At 63.7% G+C, this 16,614-nt stretch carries 16 protein-coding genes, 1 tRNA gene and 1 pseudogene; 11 read left to right on the forward strand and 7 right to left on the reverse strand.

The window, feature by feature from the left end:
• Positions 1 to 57 precede the first annotated feature (57 nt).
• Positions 58 to 174, reverse strand: a pseudogene (locus IFT82_RS19130) (IS630 family transposase); the annotation flags it as partial.
• A 96-nt stretch (positions 175 to 270) separates the two neighbouring features.
• On the opposite strand from IFT82_RS19130, the gene IFT82_RS19135 reads away from it, so the two are divergent.
• Complete coding sequence (locus tag IFT82_RS19135) at positions 271 to 528, forward strand: hypothetical protein (RefSeq protein ID WP_207105844.1); 258 nt, start codon at positions 271 to 273, stop codon at positions 526 to 528.
• A 227-nt stretch (positions 529 to 755) separates the two neighbouring features.
• Positions 756 to 832 (forward strand) — tRNA-Pro (locus IFT82_RS19140).
• A gap of 968 nt (positions 833 to 1,800) precedes the next feature.
• Here the strand turns inward: IFT82_RS19140 and IFT82_RS21255 are convergent.
• Together IFT82_RS21255 and IFT82_RS19145 are read right to left on the reverse strand one after the other, a co-directional pair.
• A complete protein-coding gene (locus IFT82_RS21255) occupies positions 1,801 to 1,929 on the reverse strand; it encodes a hypothetical protein (RefSeq protein WP_274602278.1) in 129 nt (42 codons plus the stop codon).
• A gap of 127 nt (positions 1,930 to 2,056) precedes the next feature.
• Positions 2,057 to 2,380, reverse strand: coding sequence for a hypothetical protein (locus tag IFT82_RS19145; protein WP_192129727.1), 324 nt, complete (start codon positions 2,378 to 2,380; stop codon positions 2,057 to 2,059).
• Between the two features lie 136 nt (positions 2,381 to 2,516).
• Here IFT82_RS19145 and IFT82_RS19150 point away from each other — a divergent pair, with 136 nt between their 5' ends.
• Positions 2,517 to 3,695: a hypothetical protein gene (locus IFT82_RS19150; RefSeq protein WP_192129728.1), complete on the forward strand. Its 1,179-nt coding sequence runs from the start codon at positions 2,517 to 2,519 to the stop codon at positions 3,693 to 3,695.
• Here IFT82_RS19150 and IFT82_RS19155 read toward each other — a convergent pair.
• From IFT82_RS19155 to IFT82_RS19165, 3 genes are all read right to left on the reverse strand, one after another.
• Positions 3,671 to 4,699, reverse strand: a complete 1,029-nt coding sequence (locus IFT82_RS19155; RefSeq protein WP_192129729.1) for a hypothetical protein — start codon at positions 4,697 to 4,699, stop codon at positions 3,671 to 3,673. The genes IFT82_RS19150 and IFT82_RS19155 overlap by 25 nt on opposite strands.
• A 340-nt stretch (positions 4,700 to 5,039) precedes the next feature.
• Complete coding sequence (locus IFT82_RS19160) at positions 5,040 to 6,053, reverse strand: hypothetical protein (RefSeq protein WP_192129730.1); 1,014 nt, start codon at positions 6,051 to 6,053, stop codon at positions 5,040 to 5,042.
• A gap of 534 nt (positions 6,054 to 6,587) precedes the next feature.
• Positions 6,588 to 7,748, reverse strand: coding sequence for a hypothetical protein (locus tag IFT82_RS19165; protein ID WP_192129731.1), 1,161 nt, complete (start codon positions 7,746 to 7,748; stop codon positions 6,588 to 6,590).
• A gap of 375 nt (positions 7,749 to 8,123) precedes the next feature.
• Here IFT82_RS19165 and IFT82_RS19170 point away from each other — a divergent pair, with 375 nt between their 5' ends.
• From IFT82_RS19170 to IFT82_RS20635, 6 genes are all read left to right on the forward strand, one after another.
• Positions 8,124 to 8,768, forward strand: coding sequence for a hypothetical protein (locus tag IFT82_RS19170; RefSeq protein WP_207105845.1), 645 nt, complete (start codon positions 8,124 to 8,126; stop codon positions 8,766 to 8,768).
• A 74-nt stretch (positions 8,769 to 8,842) separates the two neighbouring features.
• A complete protein-coding gene (locus IFT82_RS20625) occupies positions 8,843 to 9,247 on the forward strand; it encodes a hypothetical protein (protein WP_207105846.1) in 405 nt (134 codons plus the stop codon).
• The gene (locus tag IFT82_RS19175) at positions 9,244 to 10,125 is read left to right on the forward strand and encodes a hypothetical protein (RefSeq protein ID WP_192129733.1); all 882 of its coding nucleotides are present in this window, start codon (positions 9,244 to 9,246) and stop codon (positions 10,123 to 10,125) included. Before IFT82_RS20625 ends, IFT82_RS19175 begins: the two co-directional genes overlap by 4 nt.
• 78 nt (positions 10,126 to 10,203) lie before the next feature.
• Positions 10,204 to 12,522, forward strand: coding sequence for a DDE-type integrase/transposase/recombinase (locus IFT82_RS19180; protein WP_192129734.1), 2,319 nt, complete (start codon positions 10,204 to 10,206; stop codon positions 12,520 to 12,522).
• A 10-nt stretch (positions 12,523 to 12,532) separates the two neighbouring features.
• On the forward strand, positions 12,533 to 13,285 hold a 753-nt coding region (locus tag IFT82_RS20630; RefSeq protein ID WP_207105847.1), incomplete at its 3' end, for a TniB family NTP-binding protein.
• A 6-nt stretch (positions 13,286 to 13,291) separates the two neighbouring features.
• A complete protein-coding gene (locus tag IFT82_RS20635) occupies positions 13,292 to 13,711 on the forward strand; it encodes a CAP domain-containing protein (protein WP_342355167.1) in 420 nt (139 codons plus the stop codon).
• A gap of 531 nt (positions 13,712 to 14,242) precedes the next feature.
• Here IFT82_RS20635 and IFT82_RS19190 read toward each other — a convergent pair.
• On the reverse strand, positions 14,243 to 15,007 hold the full coding sequence (locus IFT82_RS19190; protein WP_192129736.1) for a Crp/Fnr family transcriptional regulator: 765 nt from the start codon (positions 15,005 to 15,007) through the stop codon (positions 14,243 to 14,245).
• 131 nt (positions 15,008 to 15,138) lie between these two features.
• On the opposite strand from IFT82_RS19190, the gene IFT82_RS19195 reads away from it, so the two are divergent.
• Together IFT82_RS19195 and IFT82_RS19200 are read left to right on the forward strand one after the other, a co-directional pair.
• Positions 15,139 to 15,612, forward strand: a complete 474-nt coding sequence (locus IFT82_RS19195) for a hypothetical protein (protein WP_192129737.1) — start codon at positions 15,139 to 15,141, stop codon at positions 15,610 to 15,612.
• Positions 15,613 to 15,722: 110 nt separating this feature from the next.
• Positions 15,723 to 16,538, forward strand: a complete 816-nt coding sequence (locus IFT82_RS19200; protein ID WP_192129738.1) for a GAF domain-containing protein — start codon at positions 15,723 to 15,725, stop codon at positions 16,536 to 16,538.
• The last annotated feature ends 76 nt before the right edge of the window (positions 16,539 to 16,614 follow it).

A 16,614-nucleotide genomic window follows, 5' to 3' on the forward strand; every position in this document is an offset into this window, starting at 1 on the left:
CGAGTTCGCCTTTCACCTCAGGGGAACTCTCCACTTTTCCGGGGCAAGTCCAGAACACCTCACCGCGCTCGCCGCGCTTACTCCGAACCGCGCTGCAGCCGCCCGGCGGGACATGCCTCCCGAAATGGCACTAACAACCCGCTCCCGCAGGTCCATCGATAACGGCTTGCCCATCTGACCGGCCTCCCGTCACCGGTGACAAGCATGAATCAGACTTCAGTCCCCTTGGGAATCCCTCAACGATTCACGCCGTTCGGATTATGCTCTAGCGTGGGTGACGGCGTGGCGAACGCAATTGGCTTCTTCCCAGAACTCCGGGTAACAAACCGGCGAAACACCGACATTGGCGATCAGTTCACCTACAAGTGGGGCGTTGATCCAGATGCTACGATCTTTGGCTTCGTGGCTCAATTTTCAAAATCGTATTTCTTTCTCGGCGCGATAGCTGCGCCCCACTTGAAGCTCATTGAAGGTCAACAGCATCCCAGCTGGCGGCGTCATAGTGAGGATGTCATCGGCGCTCTTTGAAGGCGTAATGTAGAAATTGCTCCCTGCGGCGAGGGCATTTTGCCTAGGGGTCAGCGTTTTTTGACTTGGGCGCTTGCCTGGCCTCATCGACGGAACACCGTGCGAACATCGTCCGGGACTATTCCGGGACTTCTCCCGGAATGTCCTGCCAATCGCTGCCATTCCCTGCCACTGACGATGATGGCGCTTGCCTTTCTACAAGGGCGACCGCTAAGGGAAATCGCAGTCGGGGAGTGGCGCAGGCTGGTAGCGCACCTGGTTTGGGACCAGGGGGTCGCAGGTTCGAATCCTGTCTCCCCGACCACAAATCTGTCCTTTGTCATTAAGCCTGCACCTATTTTTCATAAGGCGGCCGGGATTACATTGGCCAGCGGGGTTAGAAAGGTGGAGACGCGAGGTAAGCGCCACCTGCGGTGTTGAGGTCAGGCCAATCCTGTGGGATGTGGAGACCTCGACCATGATGCCGTCGTCAGACCGCCCTGACTTTCGGCGTCGGACACCACCGGATCATCGACTCTGTGGATCGCATCAACGCCACCCTTCGGCGATAGGCTGGCAGTGTCGGTCTTACGCTGGTGAAGATTTCGCGAAGGGCAGGTCCAGCTGGGACGAAGGACAAGTCTGCATTGCGGTTTCCTCCCTTTCGATAGGGGGTAGGTAGCTTCGACCCTCACCGTCGGCAGGACCCAAAAGGCGTGAACAGCTACCTGGAGCCGTACGATAGTCGCAGCCAGGGTGACGACGGCGAGGTAGTCCCGTGGTGTGTTTTCGGATCGGGTGGCGTCGCGGCGAAAATGCCCGAGTTTGGAACATCATTCGACTCGGTGGCGGTTGCGACGGAGCTGCTAATTGACGGGATATCCGCTGGCAGGCTCGAGCGTGCCGGAGATCACGGTGATAGCCCCGCATGCCGGCGATGGGCCTGCAGAACTGGTGCGCGTCGTAGGCGCCACGGGGTAGCACGACCTCGGCTGCCGCTCAGGCGATCAGTGCGGGTACCTGTGGCACGTCACCGCGATGACGGACAGCGAGGTGGCAAGCGACGGGGCTGCCCGGTCCGCATACGGTCAGGCGAGGCCTGATGCTCAGACCATCACGGGGACGCCCAAGCGCCCGATTTCCGGTCCCCTTGTGACCCAGCTGGCGTGCTGGTGGGTGCAAACGATCGTGCGGTCCACAATCGGAGATTATAACTCGCCATCTCGTTAGTCACGGCGGCCAGCCCCCACCCTCCAGCACGAGAGTGACCAGATGCTGCGTCAGCGCTGCGGCTCACCTCTCGTAGGCGAGGCGGGCCCAGTCGTCCCAGCGATCCACGCGGTCGGCGAGCCAGCCGAAGAAGTCGTCGCGCGCCGGCGAGGCGGCGAAGGAATGCGACCAGATGACGGAGCGGGTGGGCACCCGCGCAGCCGTCGTCCGCCATGCTCCATCGTCCCAACGACGTCCGACCGACCGTCACGATCGAAATGGACGTGCATCGATCGTCATGGAGGCGAAATCCCGTCATGTGTCGTCTCCGGCGCCTGACCTATTGCTGCGCAACCGATCTCGACGGGGTCCATCGGCAAGCCCTGTCGATCATGTGGTCTACGGGGAGGCGCCGCCGCTGCCTCGGAGCTTTCAGGGCCATCGCCTCGTCGCCCTCGCGTGCCCACCACGAGCCGGTATCGAGGGAGAGCGACAGGACCTCCACGGTGGTGAAGCTCCGGGCTGCCGGCGATCCATCGCGGGGAAGCACCTGCAGTAGAAGGACATCGTCTTCCGGACCGTCCCCATAGGGCACCCGCTCCACGATGATCGCCACCGACGAGGGCGTTTCGAAATGGCCTGAGCCTAGGACGACGTCGATCATGCCTTGCATCCCATCCATGCATCTTACGCCAAGAGGTAAGTGCTTTGCACTAGACAGATAAGGACGATGAGCCCTTAGGACAAGGAGGTAAGTGGTTTCGCGTAGACGACGGCTCTCGGAATGGTTAACGTCACGCATGGAGAATGCCCCCGACGAATGCCATCTGGCCGACGTCACGTCGCCGGACTTTCTCGCCCGCATCTGGCCTGACGGAATGCCGGACCGGGATCGCATCCTGCTCGACGCGCTTTCGCCGAAGGACCGCATCCCGATACTGTGCCGACTGAACGCCGTATGGCGCGCCGAGCAGGGCGAGCCCCTCGGCCCGTTGGCGAACTCGATCGGTCTGCAGCGCGCTGCCTTCTTCAATCTGCGGAGAGCATGGCGTCGTCATTCCCTCGCCGGCATCATCCCGAACGAGACGCGATCGTCACGCCGCCGACCGGCGGCGCCCGAAAAGGATCCCCGCGAAGCGCTGGCCAATGCGATACTGCGGTCCCATCCGAGACTACGCAACGTCGACGTAGCCAAGCTGATGTTGGAGACGTCCAAGCCGCCGTCGGAGCGAGGCGAACACCACGCCTATCTGGCGGCGCTGCAGCTCGCGGAACGCTTCGTTCAGCGCGAGCGCCGCGTGCTCGCAGGCGATCAGGACTTCGTCAGGGAAGCCTATGGGCGAGCCCTCGGCATCGATCTGGTCGCCGTCTCGATCATAGCGGACGAGGACCCCACGAACCTCGCGGTGGTGGCCATCGTGATGGAGGAGGCCAGCGGGGTCGTGCTGGGAACGTCGCTCGGCCTCCTTGCCGATCGTAGCGCTCTGCAGCTTGCAGCGCTGGAAGCAGCCGCCGCCACGATCCGCCTGCATCGGGCCGATCTCCCGCCATCAACGGCGCCGGACATCGACCTCTCCCTGGTCGTCGGCTCCGACTTCGCGACGGCCGAACTCGATGGGATGCTCAGGCCGCACTTCTCGGACGTCTTCGTCGGCGGTGCGGGCGGCTACGGGACCGGGCGACAGGTTCTTCAGATCATCGGCCCGAAGGTGGGGCGGATGGTCATCCATCCCAGAAAGATGGATTCCGTGGACATGGATCACCTGTCCCGGACACGGATTCTCCATCGCCTGCCGCTCGATCAGGCCAGGGCATTGTGGTCGAAGGAGGTGCAGAGGCACAACGAGGCAGGGCTGCAGACGCTGAGGAACATCGGTATGTACGATGGCGACGGACAGGCCGATGGACGTCTGTCCGGCGCGATCGGAACGATCGAGGCTGCAATGCGGTCATGCTACATGCCCGTTCCGGCGGCCTGAACGATGGCGGTCAGACCTGCGATGAGCGTCGACGAGTGGTCCTGGTCCTGCTGGCAGCCCCTTCGCTCGACCACCGGTCCTACCAGTCGGGCAGCGACCAGCCCTTCCGCGTCGGCCCGGCTCATGGGACGACCGCCTCCCCTCATTCCCACCGTCGAACGCCGGTCACCGGTGGCCCAGACCAGTCGGGGACGAAGCCTGATCCCGGACGGCCGGTCGCCAAGCAGGGCCTCGACATGCCTCCCGGCTCCGTGAGCCCCGACCAGAGCGGGGACGAGCCGTACGCCCGCGGCCGCGAGAGGCCGAATCAGGGCGTTCGTCTCCTCCAGCGCCCGGGCCACGACCACGACGCGTGCATGTCGGCGCGACATGGCATGGCCGACCTCGGACGGGAACATCAGGGATCGCAGCAGGGCTCGAGCGGTGGTGGCCGCATCCGGCGTCCCGATCGACAGGACGATGCCGGTTACGGCACCTGCCACGGGATCGATCGCCATCGTCGCGAGAGGGCGTGTCGACGTTCCGTCGTGAACGACCGGCAGGTCGAGCACCGCGTGATCCACCACGACGTCGGCGTCGGACCACTCCCCCGGGGGAAGAAACGAAGGACGCGAGTTCCGCACGTGGGCGACCACCGTGTCCCGATGCGGAAGCGGCACGCCGCTGGTCTGCGCCATGACGACGATCAGCGGAAACATGTCGGCGGCGAACATGGAGGGGTTGTCGGCGACAATCCGGTCGACGATCTCGAGCTGGGTCGTCGACATCGAGGTGGCCCGGCTGCGGGTCTCGGCGGCCCCGGGAAGCAGTTCGGGCCGAGCCGTATCCCGCCAGGACCGCACGACGTTGTAGAACTGGGCGACGCCGATCCCCAGTTCGGCAGCGAACCGTTCGGCACTCCGACGGCCGGGTTCGCGAAGAAAGCGTTCGGCCAGCAGTATCCTTCGAAGGACTTCGGGCCGACGATCGGGCTGTACGAACGTGAGGTCGACGTCTGTGGTCATTGTACGTCCTTCTGGTTGGGGCTGGGATGGACATTCGAAAGGCGTCGACGTCGCGCGGGACGACGCCGAGACCTGGACGGTCGAGACAGGAGGCCGCCACTGGATCGACCGTCCGCGGCATGTGGGCGGACGGCGGAGGCTGACCGGTAGGGATATCGGGCGCGTGTCAGGCAGGCCGGCGTGGTCTGCTGGGTGATCGCAGACGTCGGAGACGATCGATCTCCGCCACATGCCGGACCACCGGCACCTAACGGCAGGGCGGCACCTGGTCTGACGTCACGGAAGCGGTTCGGCTGCGCGCTCCGAGGGATGCGGGCGGACGAGCGGCTTCGTGGTCTGGCTATGCGGCGGCGGCGGGTTCCGCAGCGATCCCAAGCATCGCCGCCGAAAGTGTCCCGCGACGCCCGGCGTCCGGCACGAGAACCCGCCGTGGTCCTGGAAGGGCGTCCGAAAGCCGGTGGCGCATCACGTCCTCGGCGTCGTCCAGGGACAACGGCTCGCCCTCGCGCATTCTATAGGGTCTCGACCCGATGGCACGATCGGTCATGTCCGCATGCAGGGCGATGCCGGCAGGCCGTAAGCCCAGCAGTCTCGACAGCACCCGTCCGGAGCGAGGGCGCAGCGGATGGGCGGCAACGGCAAGCCCGGCGCCTTCGAGCGACGCCGTCAGATGCGCCCATCTCGCGCCCTCCCCGATCGGCACGGTCAGACGATCGGCAATGACCTCGTCATGGGTATCGGCACGCGCGATGGCATCCAGAAACGCCCGCGCGGCGTCCCCGGCTTCCGGCGGTCGCAGCGACAGCGAAAGCCCGAGGGGTATCGCCGAGATGCGAACGTCGAGAAGCAGGCACATCGTCGGCATGACGATTCCGTGATCGGGATGGAAGACGGGAAGTCCGACGGCGCAGAAGCCCAGCACCAGTTCGGCGAAGCCTGCCGGTCGCAGCCCGCGCCCACGACGTGCGGCCGTCACGCAGTTCCGCACGTTCGTCACGCCGGGCATCGCGACGCCCCGAGCGCGACCCAGGTCCAGGGCCAGCTGGACGACCCTGCTGATGGGCACGGCAGGCATGGCGGCCTCCGCCTCGGCGACGATTGCCGCCTGTTCGCGACTGACTGGAAAGGAAGGCCTCTTCCGGGAGCCGGCGCCCGGCAAGGCCTCGGCCCGTCCCGCCTGTCGCCATGCCCTGACGAGGCGCCAGAACGTCGGTTCGGAGACGCCGAGCCTGGCGATGGCGTCTCTACTCGACATCCGTCCGGCCACGTAGTCCGTGACCAGCGCCACCCTTCTTAGCGTCTCCGCCTGGCGGTGTGGCCCCACCCCGACGAGGCCAGGTACTTCCTTGGACATGCTAGTTCTCCCTTGCGTGCTGATTGGTGCGAGTGGACGCCTGGGCGCCGTGGGGGCCGGCCGGGGGGTGTTCAGCGGCCGGCTGGGGGGTGTGCAGCGGCGGGAACGGGACGCGCGTGTCGTCATCCACGCGCGGGCGTGGACAGCCAGACGGCGAGGCATTCGTCGCCGACGGTGCGGACATGGGATCGCCGAATCGGTCGGGACGAGGCTCGCGGGGCCGGTCTGCCGGATCGGCGACGTCGCGAAGTTCCGCGGTCGTTTCAGCCGACGCCGGGCCGAACGACTTTCCGCCCCGGGGGGCGGTCATGCCCTATCGACGGCGCCGCGGAAGCACGGCGCCGAGCGGGACGACCTGTCCGCCTGGACGTCGGATCGAAAGCATCGCGACGGTATGGAAGTCGATCGGCCTTTAGTCGGGCACGGATCGGGCATGATGGCCGACGCGTTCACGCCATGCCGGACCGGAGGGGGCGACATGGTCGCCGCCGTGGCCCCGCCGGCCTTCGCCTCAGCGTTCTCCCAGTTTCCGGGCTACAGGATTATCCTGGTGGTACGCGGCGGCGGGGGGCGATGCAGCGCGTTCGCCAGGGCTGCTTCCATGATGCCGCCCTCTCCCCCCGGCGCGAGGATCGCCAGTGACCTGAGCTTCTTCAGGATCGGGGCGTTGTGAGCTTTGACGGTGCGATCGACGACGGACTGCGCCACCTCCAGGGGCACGGGATTCCGCCCTAGGGTCCTGATCGCCGCCGCCGAGACGCTGCCGCCCTGGGTGGCTGCAGGAAGCAGCCTGAGACGGCCGAGATCGGGACCGATCACGTCGATCGCCGCGCGGCCGAACCGTCTCACTCCTCGCGCCGTGACGCTATCCGAACCCAGCCGTCGGACCATCGCCAGCCTGAACATCGCGGAGAAGACGTCTCCATCAGGACCGACGACGACGTGTAGGTCGGCTGGCTTCCCTTCGGCGACGTCGATGCCTTCCGCAGCTATGAACTGGCGAGCCTGCTCGAGCGCCTTTTCCTGGCTCCTTGCCGCCTCCCGCTCGTCCGAAACGTTCGCAGCCAGGATCAGCCCTGCGCCGGCTTCGACGACCAGCGCCAGTATAGCGATGGTGGACGGATGGCCAGCTGACGGAGCTAGCGTCAGCGATACCGCACAGGAGTCGAGAACGATGGTTCTTCCATAATCGGTCGCGAGACGTCCGGCCGTGAGCTTTCCCCGCCGGCGCGCGTCTCTGGCTATCGCTAGAGCGGCCGTCATCGATATCCGGTCGGGCGACCGTTCCTGCACGAGATGCGCGAAGGCCTTGGTCGACAGATCGTCCACCATCCCGCCTCGACCGGCCAGGCGACGGGCCACTTCGCGTGCTGCCTGAAGCCGGTCCTTCCTGCCCGGGCCTCGCACGCGTCGCACGACGAAGGAGGCCAGCGATTCCAGCGTCCGCCCGTCCTCGTTCTGCCACAGCTTCTTCAGCCGATACATGGTGGGGACGCTGACGCCGGCGGTCTCGCTCGCCTTCTCCACCGTCTTGCCACGCCGGATCTCCAAGAGACCGGCCAGCCTCGCGAGCAGCTTTTGCTGGTGCGCCGAGCCGAGGGACCGCATGAAGAGCCAGTCGGCATGGCGCGGCTGATAGCCCAGCTCATCGAGGAGCTGCTCCAAGTTCGGACGTTCCGCTTCGGGGTGTTCCATCCTGCCCGTCTCATTACGGTCGGCGGTCTTCCCGCCTTCGTGTTCCCCGCACATCCGTTGGTCCATTCCAGCCACGTATCACACGTCGCCGGCGCGACACCGTCGATATCCTAGCAGAAGAAACGAATCCTTCGCCATCCTATCATGGCGGATAAAACCAGTTGAACTCGCAGACATGAGGGCTACATCAAGGGTACTATCATGGCAGAAAGGTCTAAGATGCCCATCGACACATCCTCCCGCAGCCCTTCGAGGAGCTATCGTTTCGAACAGGTGGGCGGGCGGCCACAGCGTTCGGGCAGGCCTTGGACCGCTAGGCCGCGTTGGGCGGGGGTCGCGTTCGATATCCCCGTAGTGCTCGCGGACGGTGACGCCGTGATGCGGATCGAGACGGGCTGCGGGGCGTCGGACATGGACGCAGACAGACGTCCGATCGACTCGGTCATGCTTGCGGACGTCGTCAGGCCCGACATCGTAAAGACGCTGGCGTACCCGTTCCGCCTGACCGTCCTGACGCCGGACACCGTCGCCATCTCCCGGCCTGGCCGTGCCCGCCAGCATGCCGACGGGATCTGGGATATCGTCGATCCTCGTATGGATGGATCGGCGTGTGCCGGAGACGCCGTGCGACGAGACATGATACATCATGGCCTTGCCGCGGCGGCGCTCGGCGCCAGACACGTCGTCGAGACGAGGGATGCCATCGGATCGTCGATCTTCCGGGCGAACCTCGAGCGCCTTGCGATCTATCGTACGATCGTGCCGACGCATTCCCAACAGGCGATCGCCCAGCGCATGCTCGCCAGCCGGTCCGGCCTGACGCTGGGCGATCTGGCGGACGCCCTCCATCCGCACCCGTCGAACGGCTTCACGATCGCCTTCGGCCTCGTGATCGGCCGCTTTGTGTCCGTGGACATGGAGACGGTCCTGGGTCGCGACAGTCTGATCTCCCCCACCCCGCCAGTACCGGTGCGCCTGCCCGGGCTCTTCGACAGGCTGCGCATGCCGCGGGCTGCCTGACACGGCCCACCACCTCGATCTTCTCCCGTCACGCCGGCTTCCGACGCTCCCACCACCCGCAAGGACCCCTCGCCATGATGCAGCACGATCCCATCGATCCCCAGCGCCTCCGAGTCCCGGCACCTGCCGATCATGACGGCTCGGGCGCCGGATCCGCCAGCACGCGTGCAAGTGGGGTACGTGGACGCGTCGCGGACATGAGGCACGGTACGGCGCACGCCGCTTCGATCGCCCGCGGCCTGCCCCTTCGTCAGCCGATCTCGGTGCGCATGGCAGGCGGCATCCGGAAGGAAGACGGCGACGCACGTCTCTCCCCCGTTCCAGGCGGCATTACGAAAGGTGACACTGCCGCCCTGCCGGACGTCGCGGCAAGCCGAATGAACCGCGTCTGTCGGCGGGCGATCGACGCCCGGCTGCGCAGGATGAATCTGGACGAGGCTTCAGGCCGCGCGGCCCATTCGCTCCGACAGTCCGCATGACGAAGGCGTGCACGTCGACCCAGGAGGACGTCGACGACGATCTCCAAGGCACCCGCACGGTCAAGGTGGCCACGCCGCTTTCCGCCTCCATCGCCCGGGCGAAGGAGATCGGCGCGATGCTTCTCGACCCGGCCTACGAGGCGTCCAGCATCCGCCTCCGCGATCTCGGCATCACGCCGGACCGACACCCGGGCATCGCCTCCGACGACCTATGCTCGATGGGCACGGTGATCACCGAGGAATCCGGCGGCAGCCTGCGCACCTTCTCGGGAGGCCTGCCTCACGTCTGCGGCTGGTGGCCCGGATGGAAGTCCCGCCGGATCCAGCACTGGGAAGGCATGCCGGCCTTCGATCACCTGATCGCCGCCGAGTGCGACCAGACGGTCGACTGGATCCAGAGCGAAGGCATCGGCTTTCGATTCTCCCTGGACCGCAAGCGGTTCGGGTACACGGCGGATGCGGACATGCGGATCGATGGCAGGCGCCACGTCGTCGAGATCAAGCGTACCGAGCGGGACCTGCGCAAGCCCGAATATCTGCTGAAGCTCGCTGCGGTCGCGGAGATATGCCGTCGATGCGGCTGGATCTTCCGCATCGTCCTGGCGGACGAAATCTTCGTCGGCCGTCATCACCGCGAGAACGCCGAGCGCTTCGCCATGCGGCGCTTCGCGCACGTCAGCCGTCAGCATGTCGCACGACTGGAGGCCTTCGCGACGAAGCATGGACCTGAAGCCACCTACTGGGATGTCTCGAAGGTGCTGTCGCCCCGGTGCATCGAAGCCGGCGAGGCAGTCCTGCAGGCCCTCTTCATCCAGCGGCGAGTGAGCATGGACCTCACCCGTCGCGTCCACCCGAACAGCCCTGTCCGGATTCTCTGAGGAGGCGGTCGTTCCTTCCATCCTTGAGCCGCGACCGTTCCGACGGGGCGCGACACCACGCAGCCGGGAGAAAGCCCGATGACCCCAGCCAATCCCAGTCCCGGCGACGAATGGCTCGGCCCCGACAGCGAGCCGGAGTTCGTCATCTCGCGGTCCGCGATCATCATGATCGGCATCGAGCCGTACAAGCACAACGGCCTGCTGCCCGGCAGACGCATCTACCTGATGCACATGAAGACCGGCATGCCCTATCTGCGCAAGGACGAGCGGGGCGAGGTCGGCCTTCTCACGAAGCAGGGCTGGGACGACATGACCATCGACGGCGAACTGCGCGTCGTCGAGCCTCCGCCTCTGATCTCGGCGCGCCTGATCGCGCGGATGACCGACTGGGACTATCGTGCCATACTCGGAAACCGGGATGCCGAGGGCAATCCGGCACCCCCGGTCGCCGGCGAGGCGCTGCCCCTCGAGCCTGGTGCGGCCAAGATGCTGGCCCAGGTCCTATGCTGCGACGAGCACGGGGCAAAGAGCGGCAACCTCTCGATCCGACGTACGCTCGAGAAGCACTGGCCCGGCGAGCTCGAGGAGAAATTCGGCGCGTTCGACAGTCCGCCGACCATCAGGCGCTGGCGGAGCGAACGGGGAACCCCAGGCGACCGCCGGCTCACCGACTTCGTGCGCATGTGGGGACGCGTCCCGCGCGGTGGCTACAGCGACGGCCTGATCGATGGGATCATCTACAAGGTCTGCCTGCGCGTCAAGACGGAGCCTGGCACGATCGAGGAGATCGCGGCCGAGGTGGCGACGCTCGTCCATGAGATCAACGCCGGCAAGCATCCCGATCACGAGAAGCCAACGGTACCCTACCCTATCCCCAGCCAGTCGAAGGTCTACCGGTCGTGGCGCGAACTCGAGAACGCCTACACGGCGGCGACCATGGAGGGCGCGGCAGTGATGCGATCCGAATGGAAGGGATCGGGCCGGTCGCTGAAGGCGAAGCATCCGCTGCAGCTTGCCATGATCGACCATACCCGGTTGCCGATGTCGGTGGTCATCGATCTCGACAACGACATCGTCTTCAACGAGATCTGGCTGACGGTGCTCGTCGACGTCTACTCGCGAGCGGTACTCGGCTGGGTGATCACCGCCTTCCCGCCATCGCTCTGGACGGTGGCCGAAGTCATCCGGAGAGCGAACCGACAGAAGCGGCCGCCACCAGGAATGGCGAAGAAGCATCCGATCCTGCGTCGGCTCTGCGGCCGTTCCGACATCATCATCGTCGACAACGGCCGCGAATTTCGTGGTCACGGTCTCGAGGACGCGGTCGCGGGAGCCGGCTTCTCCATCCGTTTCGCGCCAATCAAGCGTCCGACCTACAAGGCGGTGATCGAAAGACTCTTCAGGACGATCAAGGGCAAGCTGACAAGCCGCCTCCCCGGCGTGACCATTCCCATCGCACGCGCAAGCAAGCGAGAGTACGATGCCAGGATCAAGGCATGCGTCATCCTCGAGGACCTCGAGGCGCTGATGAACCAGTGCATGGCGGAGTACCACACGGAGCCGCACGAAGGGCTCCTCGGGCGGCAGCCCGCACTCGTGTTCCAGAAGGGCACGGGCGGCCATATCGAGATCTGTCACGAGATCGATCGGTTCATGAACGAGATCATGGAGGTCCGCTTCAACGTACAGGTCGACAAGGCCGGCGTCACCCGCTGGGGCCTCAGATACACGAGCCCTCCAGACGATCCCGGTGCGGTCTCGGACCTGCTGGACGATCTCGTACCCATCGAGCCCCGGCGACAGCGACGCGACGACGCCAGCGCGCGCACGAAGCTGAAGTTCGACCGGATGAACATCGGTCGTATCCTCGTCTGGAACGGCAAGACGCGCCGATACGTGTTGCTGGTCTGCGAGTACTCGAACTACTCGGAAGGCATGCCGCTCGAGCTGCACAAGCAGATCCGGGACCAGGCGAAGGCCGAGGCGGACGAGTTCAACAGCGAGGAGCAGTGGCTGGCTGAGCGTGCCCGGCGCATACGTGCGATCCGCTCGATCGACGTCACCGCCAGTCGCGAGCAGAAGGCGGAGCTCGCCAAGCTCAACGAGATCCCCCGGATCCATCAGCTGGTCGGTAATATTCTCGATCTCAGTATCGAGCCGGCCGAAGCGGTGACGCTGGACGACTTCATCCATCACGACGTCGCAGCGATCCGGTCGATCGACGACGAGGTGCGCGCGCCTCGCAAGGACGTCGCCAGCGAGGGGTCGGACAAGCCTCAGCGCATCCCGGCCCGGGACCGCCGCCGCGGTGGCCAGCCGCCTCGTGGGCAGTCCCAGACCGAGGCGACGTCGCCGCGACGCAGCGGCTCGTCCCGCAAGACCATCGGCGAATACTAGCAGGAGCAGCATGATGTCAGATCAGGAAAGCCCGGCCGCCCGCATGGCGCGTGCCGCGGAGGCCACGGGCAGGTTCAACGCGATCAGGGTCAGGCATGGGCCGCAGAACGCGCTGGTGGGGGGGCTGGACGGCTTCCGCATGCAGGCGCTCGCGATCCGCGCCGCCCGGGCCGAGACCGGTCGTCGGATAGCCATGCCAGTAGTCCGGACGATCGCCGAACTGGGCGTCGGCAAGACCATCGGGGCGGAGCGGCTGGAGGAGCGTCACCGCCCCACCGATCCCGACGATGCGCGACGCCCGGTGATCATCGCGACGCTGGACACCACGGGGATGCAGATCTCCGTTCCGCAGGCCATTCTGCGCGCCCTGAAGAAGCCGAATCCGAACCATGCCATGAAGCCCGCGGTCGCTTGGGAGCGCGCCCACCGCGCGCTCCGCGAGCACGACGTCCAGCTCGTGATCTTCGATGAGACGAACCGCGCCGCGCGCAGGCCCTCGATGGGCGAGGTGATCGGCGGAGACCTCATGGACATGCTGCTTGACGGCGAGGCCGCCGTCGCCTTCCTAGGCACCACCGAGGCGAACAAGGTTTTCAACCGGGTTCCTGCCCTCAAGGATCGGATGAAGGCGCCCGTCGTACTGAAGGCGCTCGAATGGTACGACGACGACGAGAAGGCCATCTTCGTCGCGTTCCTGAAGAACATGGACCAGGCGATGCTGGACTGCGACCTGGTGACGGAGGCAGGAGTGTTGATTTCCACTNACCGAGTGCTTGCCGCTCATAATCGCGGGCGTGCGGAGCTAGGCATTGCGCCATTGCGTTGGGATCCAGCTTTGGCTGCATCGGCGCAAAGGTGGGCCAATCGTCTCGCCGTTACCGGTAATTTCAAACATGCGCCTGAGCAGCCAGGCAAACCCGAAGGGGAGAATCTTTGGGCTGGCTCCAAAAATCGTTATTCGATTGAAGCAATGGTTGGCAGCTGGCTGCGACAGAAGCGGTTTTTTAAACCGGGTAAATTTCCAAACAATAGTACTACCGGTAATGGTAGAGATATTCAACATTATACTCAGATGATGTGGCGGGCGACTCGAAAGGTGGGATGCGCCCGTGCTGTCGAAATGCGAGACGAGATTATGGTATGTCGCTATACCGAAGCTGGCAACTACATAGGTGAGCAACCCTTTTAGTTAAAACGTAACAAATATACCTTTATTAGTTGTAGATGATCCAAGAAATGGTCAATGTAGCATGCATCTCGTTGCGTAGGCTGCTTGAATTGTGATCATACCACGCTTGGCCATAATTGATCACAGCATCAGCTGCGGCAGCAGCTTGTCTTATTCATGCCGCTAAATCAACGTTCTGACGGAGTGAATGTCGGCATTGAAGTTTTAATTAATTTAACAAAAAGCGTAGTATATAATTTATATTAATGTTGGCTGATCGAAGTGATGCCAAATCAGGTTGAGCTGATATGTCGGCGTCGGGCTATGACGATTGCGGAGGTAATATGAATAACCAGCGTGATATATCATCGGTGACGCGACATTTGGAGGCAGCGCTTGCGCTTGCGGATGATGCTGACAATTGCCTTCTTGCCGCGGCCATAGCGCATGCCCTTTTCCTTGCCGAGCGATCAGATTCGTCATCGACGGTGACGTCCAACATGTAATTCAAAGGTATGATCGCAGTCGATATATCAAGATCGTCGATGTCGATTATTGGGATGGGCTACGATCACGTGAAAACAACCGGCCATATTCAGCTTCCGAAACGCCGTATCCATAATCGGCCAACTGACGCAGACCGTCTGTATCCCGGATGATGACCAAGCCGCGCTGGGCGGTGATCAATCCGGCCCCTTCCAGATCGTGAAGGGCCTCGGTTACGCCAGTACGTTGTGCCCCGATCATCATGGCCATGAACTCGTGCGTCACATCCAGGCGGTCGGATTGCAGGCGGTCCCGGTACATGAGCAGCCAACGCGCCAGTCGTGCATCGAGACGCTGCCATGCCGCACTGACCAACCCTTCCGCAATTTGAACCAACTGCGCGTAGACTGCCTGGGTCAGCAGCCGTTCCAAGTCACGGCTCTGTTGAAGGGCGGTCAGAGCATGAGCCAGCGGCAGGCGAACCGCACTTATCTGATCAACCTGGACAAAGGTCCGGTAAGGCCAGCGGCCATCTCCAATCACGACTGGCGCTCCGACGAATGTTTCCGGCCCGATCAGGGCGATCTCGGTGCGCTGGGCGTCAGGATAGAGAGTAACGACCGATGCAACGCCGTGTTCGATGAAATAAAGCGCGTCGGGTAGCTCATTCGCTTCGGCAAGTACGGCGCCCCGCAGAAATTTTTGCCGGGTGCAGAAGGGGCTGATCAGCTCGCGATCAGCCACCGTCATCATTGCTAGCAAGGTATTACCCCCGGTCGCTAGAGAGGCGGCATCCAACGAAGCATTTGTGCCATCCGCGTTGATTGTCATGCGCTATTCTAGCTTGATGTGGTAGCCCACGCCATGATAGATACGCAATGGTCAACAATGTGTCGGCTAGCCGACCAAGGCTGGCGTGCAAGCTGGCTTATTTTCCAATCTCTGCGGAGCAGGGGGACGAAATGGACGCGGGATATGTAGCTGATCTGGTGAAGGATTTTACCGTCAGATTATCGGCGATAGCCGACGAGTTCAGTGAACGAGCTGACGTCGTATCTGATGCTGCGCCACTCGCAGACCAGCCGGGCAAACCGGAGCAAGGCTCAAAGATCGCTGCGGTCAGGGAGCTGATCGAAGGGAGGCAGCTTCGGCATCGGTTTTTGCCGGCCGAGCTTTTTCACGAACCAGCATGGGATATGCTGCTGACGCTCTATGTATGCTGGCACGACAATCGAGTGATCAACGTCAAATCGCTTGCCGGCTCCACCAAGGCTCCGCTTACCACCTGCCAGCGCTGGATCGATCACCTTGCCAAGCTGGGCCTTGTGACCCGCAATGCCGACATGGTCGACAGACGACGGATCGAGGTGTTCCTCAGTGATAGCGGTCGGCAAATGCTTGAACGGTACCTATCGGAGATAGGTCAGGATCGGTAGCCGATACACGCGTCTGCCACAGGCGAGGGCTGATCTCATGTCAGTGGGATCAAACGCCAGTCGGCTCCGCACAGCGAAAAACTCCAGCGCGATGATAAAGCGCGACACGGTTGATCAACCATTTCTCCCATATCAAGGCCACAGCAGAGGTGGATGAATCCGCCCCTTCTGCGCTTCCGCCGGTCTTCATTCCCCCGAGGGCCGGCGGAAGCATTGTTCTGATTGTTCCCACATCGCCAGCAATGACCAGGTTTTTTGCATGGTGTATGGTGCATGGCTGCGGTGATCACCGCGAAGCAGATGGCAGGTGGCGATCACTGACGAAACCGGCCTTGCCGATTGAGTACGCTTCGGTCATTCTTGCTGTCGTTGTCGGGATAATGACCGCGGTCCGTCGGCTCGCGACGTCGAATGGGGTGGCAAGACTAGGGATGGGTATAACGGTCTTTACCCCTGCGCCTATGCCTCGTGATGAGGCCCGGCGCAGCGAAGCAGCCAGCCAGTCCGGACTACTCGATCGTGTCGCTGATCCAGCCCTGACCCGGATCGCGAAAGATGCTCGACGGGTCCTGTGCTCGGCCTGGTGCGGGGTAACCGTCATGGTTGGCGAGATGCAGCACGTCATTGCCTCATCCGGCGGTATGATCGGCATGTATCGCCGTTCGACGTCGTTGAGCAGCTATGTGATCGCCGCGCCGAATGAGCCCTTCGTCATCCTGGATGCGTCAATCGACGAACGCTTCGCTGGCAACCCCTTCATATCCGACGGCCTGATCCGCTTCTACGCCGGCACGGCTATCCGGGACGGCGCTGGCGTTGCGATTGGCGTGCTGTGCGTCACTGACAAAATCGCACATGCTGAATTCACCCATGGCGACGCCTTGCTGCTTCGCGAGTTTGCCGATGGCGTATCTGCGACGCTTTGACGGCAGTTCCATGGACTTGTTCCTGGCACCCCAACTGCGGGAGGCGCCACAATCCCAGCCCAGGTTGAAAAACTGA

The sequence above is a fragment of the Sphingomonas sp. CFBP 8760 genome, assembly GCF_014841615.1.
Lineage (GTDB): Bacteria > Pseudomonadota > Alphaproteobacteria > Sphingomonadales > Sphingomonadaceae > Sphingomonas.

What these genes read in the sequence shown, in the direction of transcription:
- IFT82_RS19175 (WP_192129733.1), top strand. Translation starts at nt 9,244, where the DNA reads ATGACGAAGGCGTGCACGTCGACCCAGGAGGACGTCGACGACGATCTC.
- IFT82_RS19165 (WP_192129731.1), bottom strand. Translation starts at nt 7,748, where the DNA reads ATGGAACACCCCGAAGCGGAACGTCCGAACTTGGAGCAGCTCCTCGAT.
- IFT82_RS19145 (WP_192129727.1), bottom strand. Translation starts at nt 2,380, where the DNA reads ATGATCGACGTCGTCCTAGGCTCAGGCCATTTCGAAACGCCCTCGTCG.
- IFT82_RS19150 (WP_192129728.1), top strand. Translation starts at nt 2,517, where the DNA reads ATGGAGAATGCCCCCGACGAATGCCATCTGGCCGACGTCACGTCGCCG.
- IFT82_RS19155 (WP_192129729.1), bottom strand. Translation starts at nt 4,699, where the DNA reads ATGACCACAGACGTCGACCTCACGTTCGTACAGCCCGATCGTCGGCCC.
- IFT82_RS19190 (WP_192129736.1), bottom strand. Translation starts at nt 15,007, where the DNA reads ATGACAATCAACGCGGATGGCACAAATGCTTCGTTGGATGCCGCCTCT.
- IFT82_RS19180 (WP_192129734.1), top strand. Translation starts at nt 10,204, where the DNA reads ATGACCCCAGCCAATCCCAGTCCCGGCGACGAATGGCTCGGCCCCGAC.
- IFT82_RS19195 (WP_192129737.1), top strand. Translation starts at nt 15,139, where the DNA reads ATGGACGCGGGATATGTAGCTGATCTGGTGAAGGATTTTACCGTCAGA.
- IFT82_RS20625 (WP_207105846.1), top strand. Translation starts at nt 8,843, where the DNA reads ATGATGCAGCACGATCCCATCGATCCCCAGCGCCTCCGAGTCCCGGCA.
- IFT82_RS19160 (WP_192129730.1), bottom strand. Translation starts at nt 6,053, where the DNA reads ATGTCCAAGGAAGTACCTGGCCTCGTCGGGGTGGGGCCACACCGCCAG.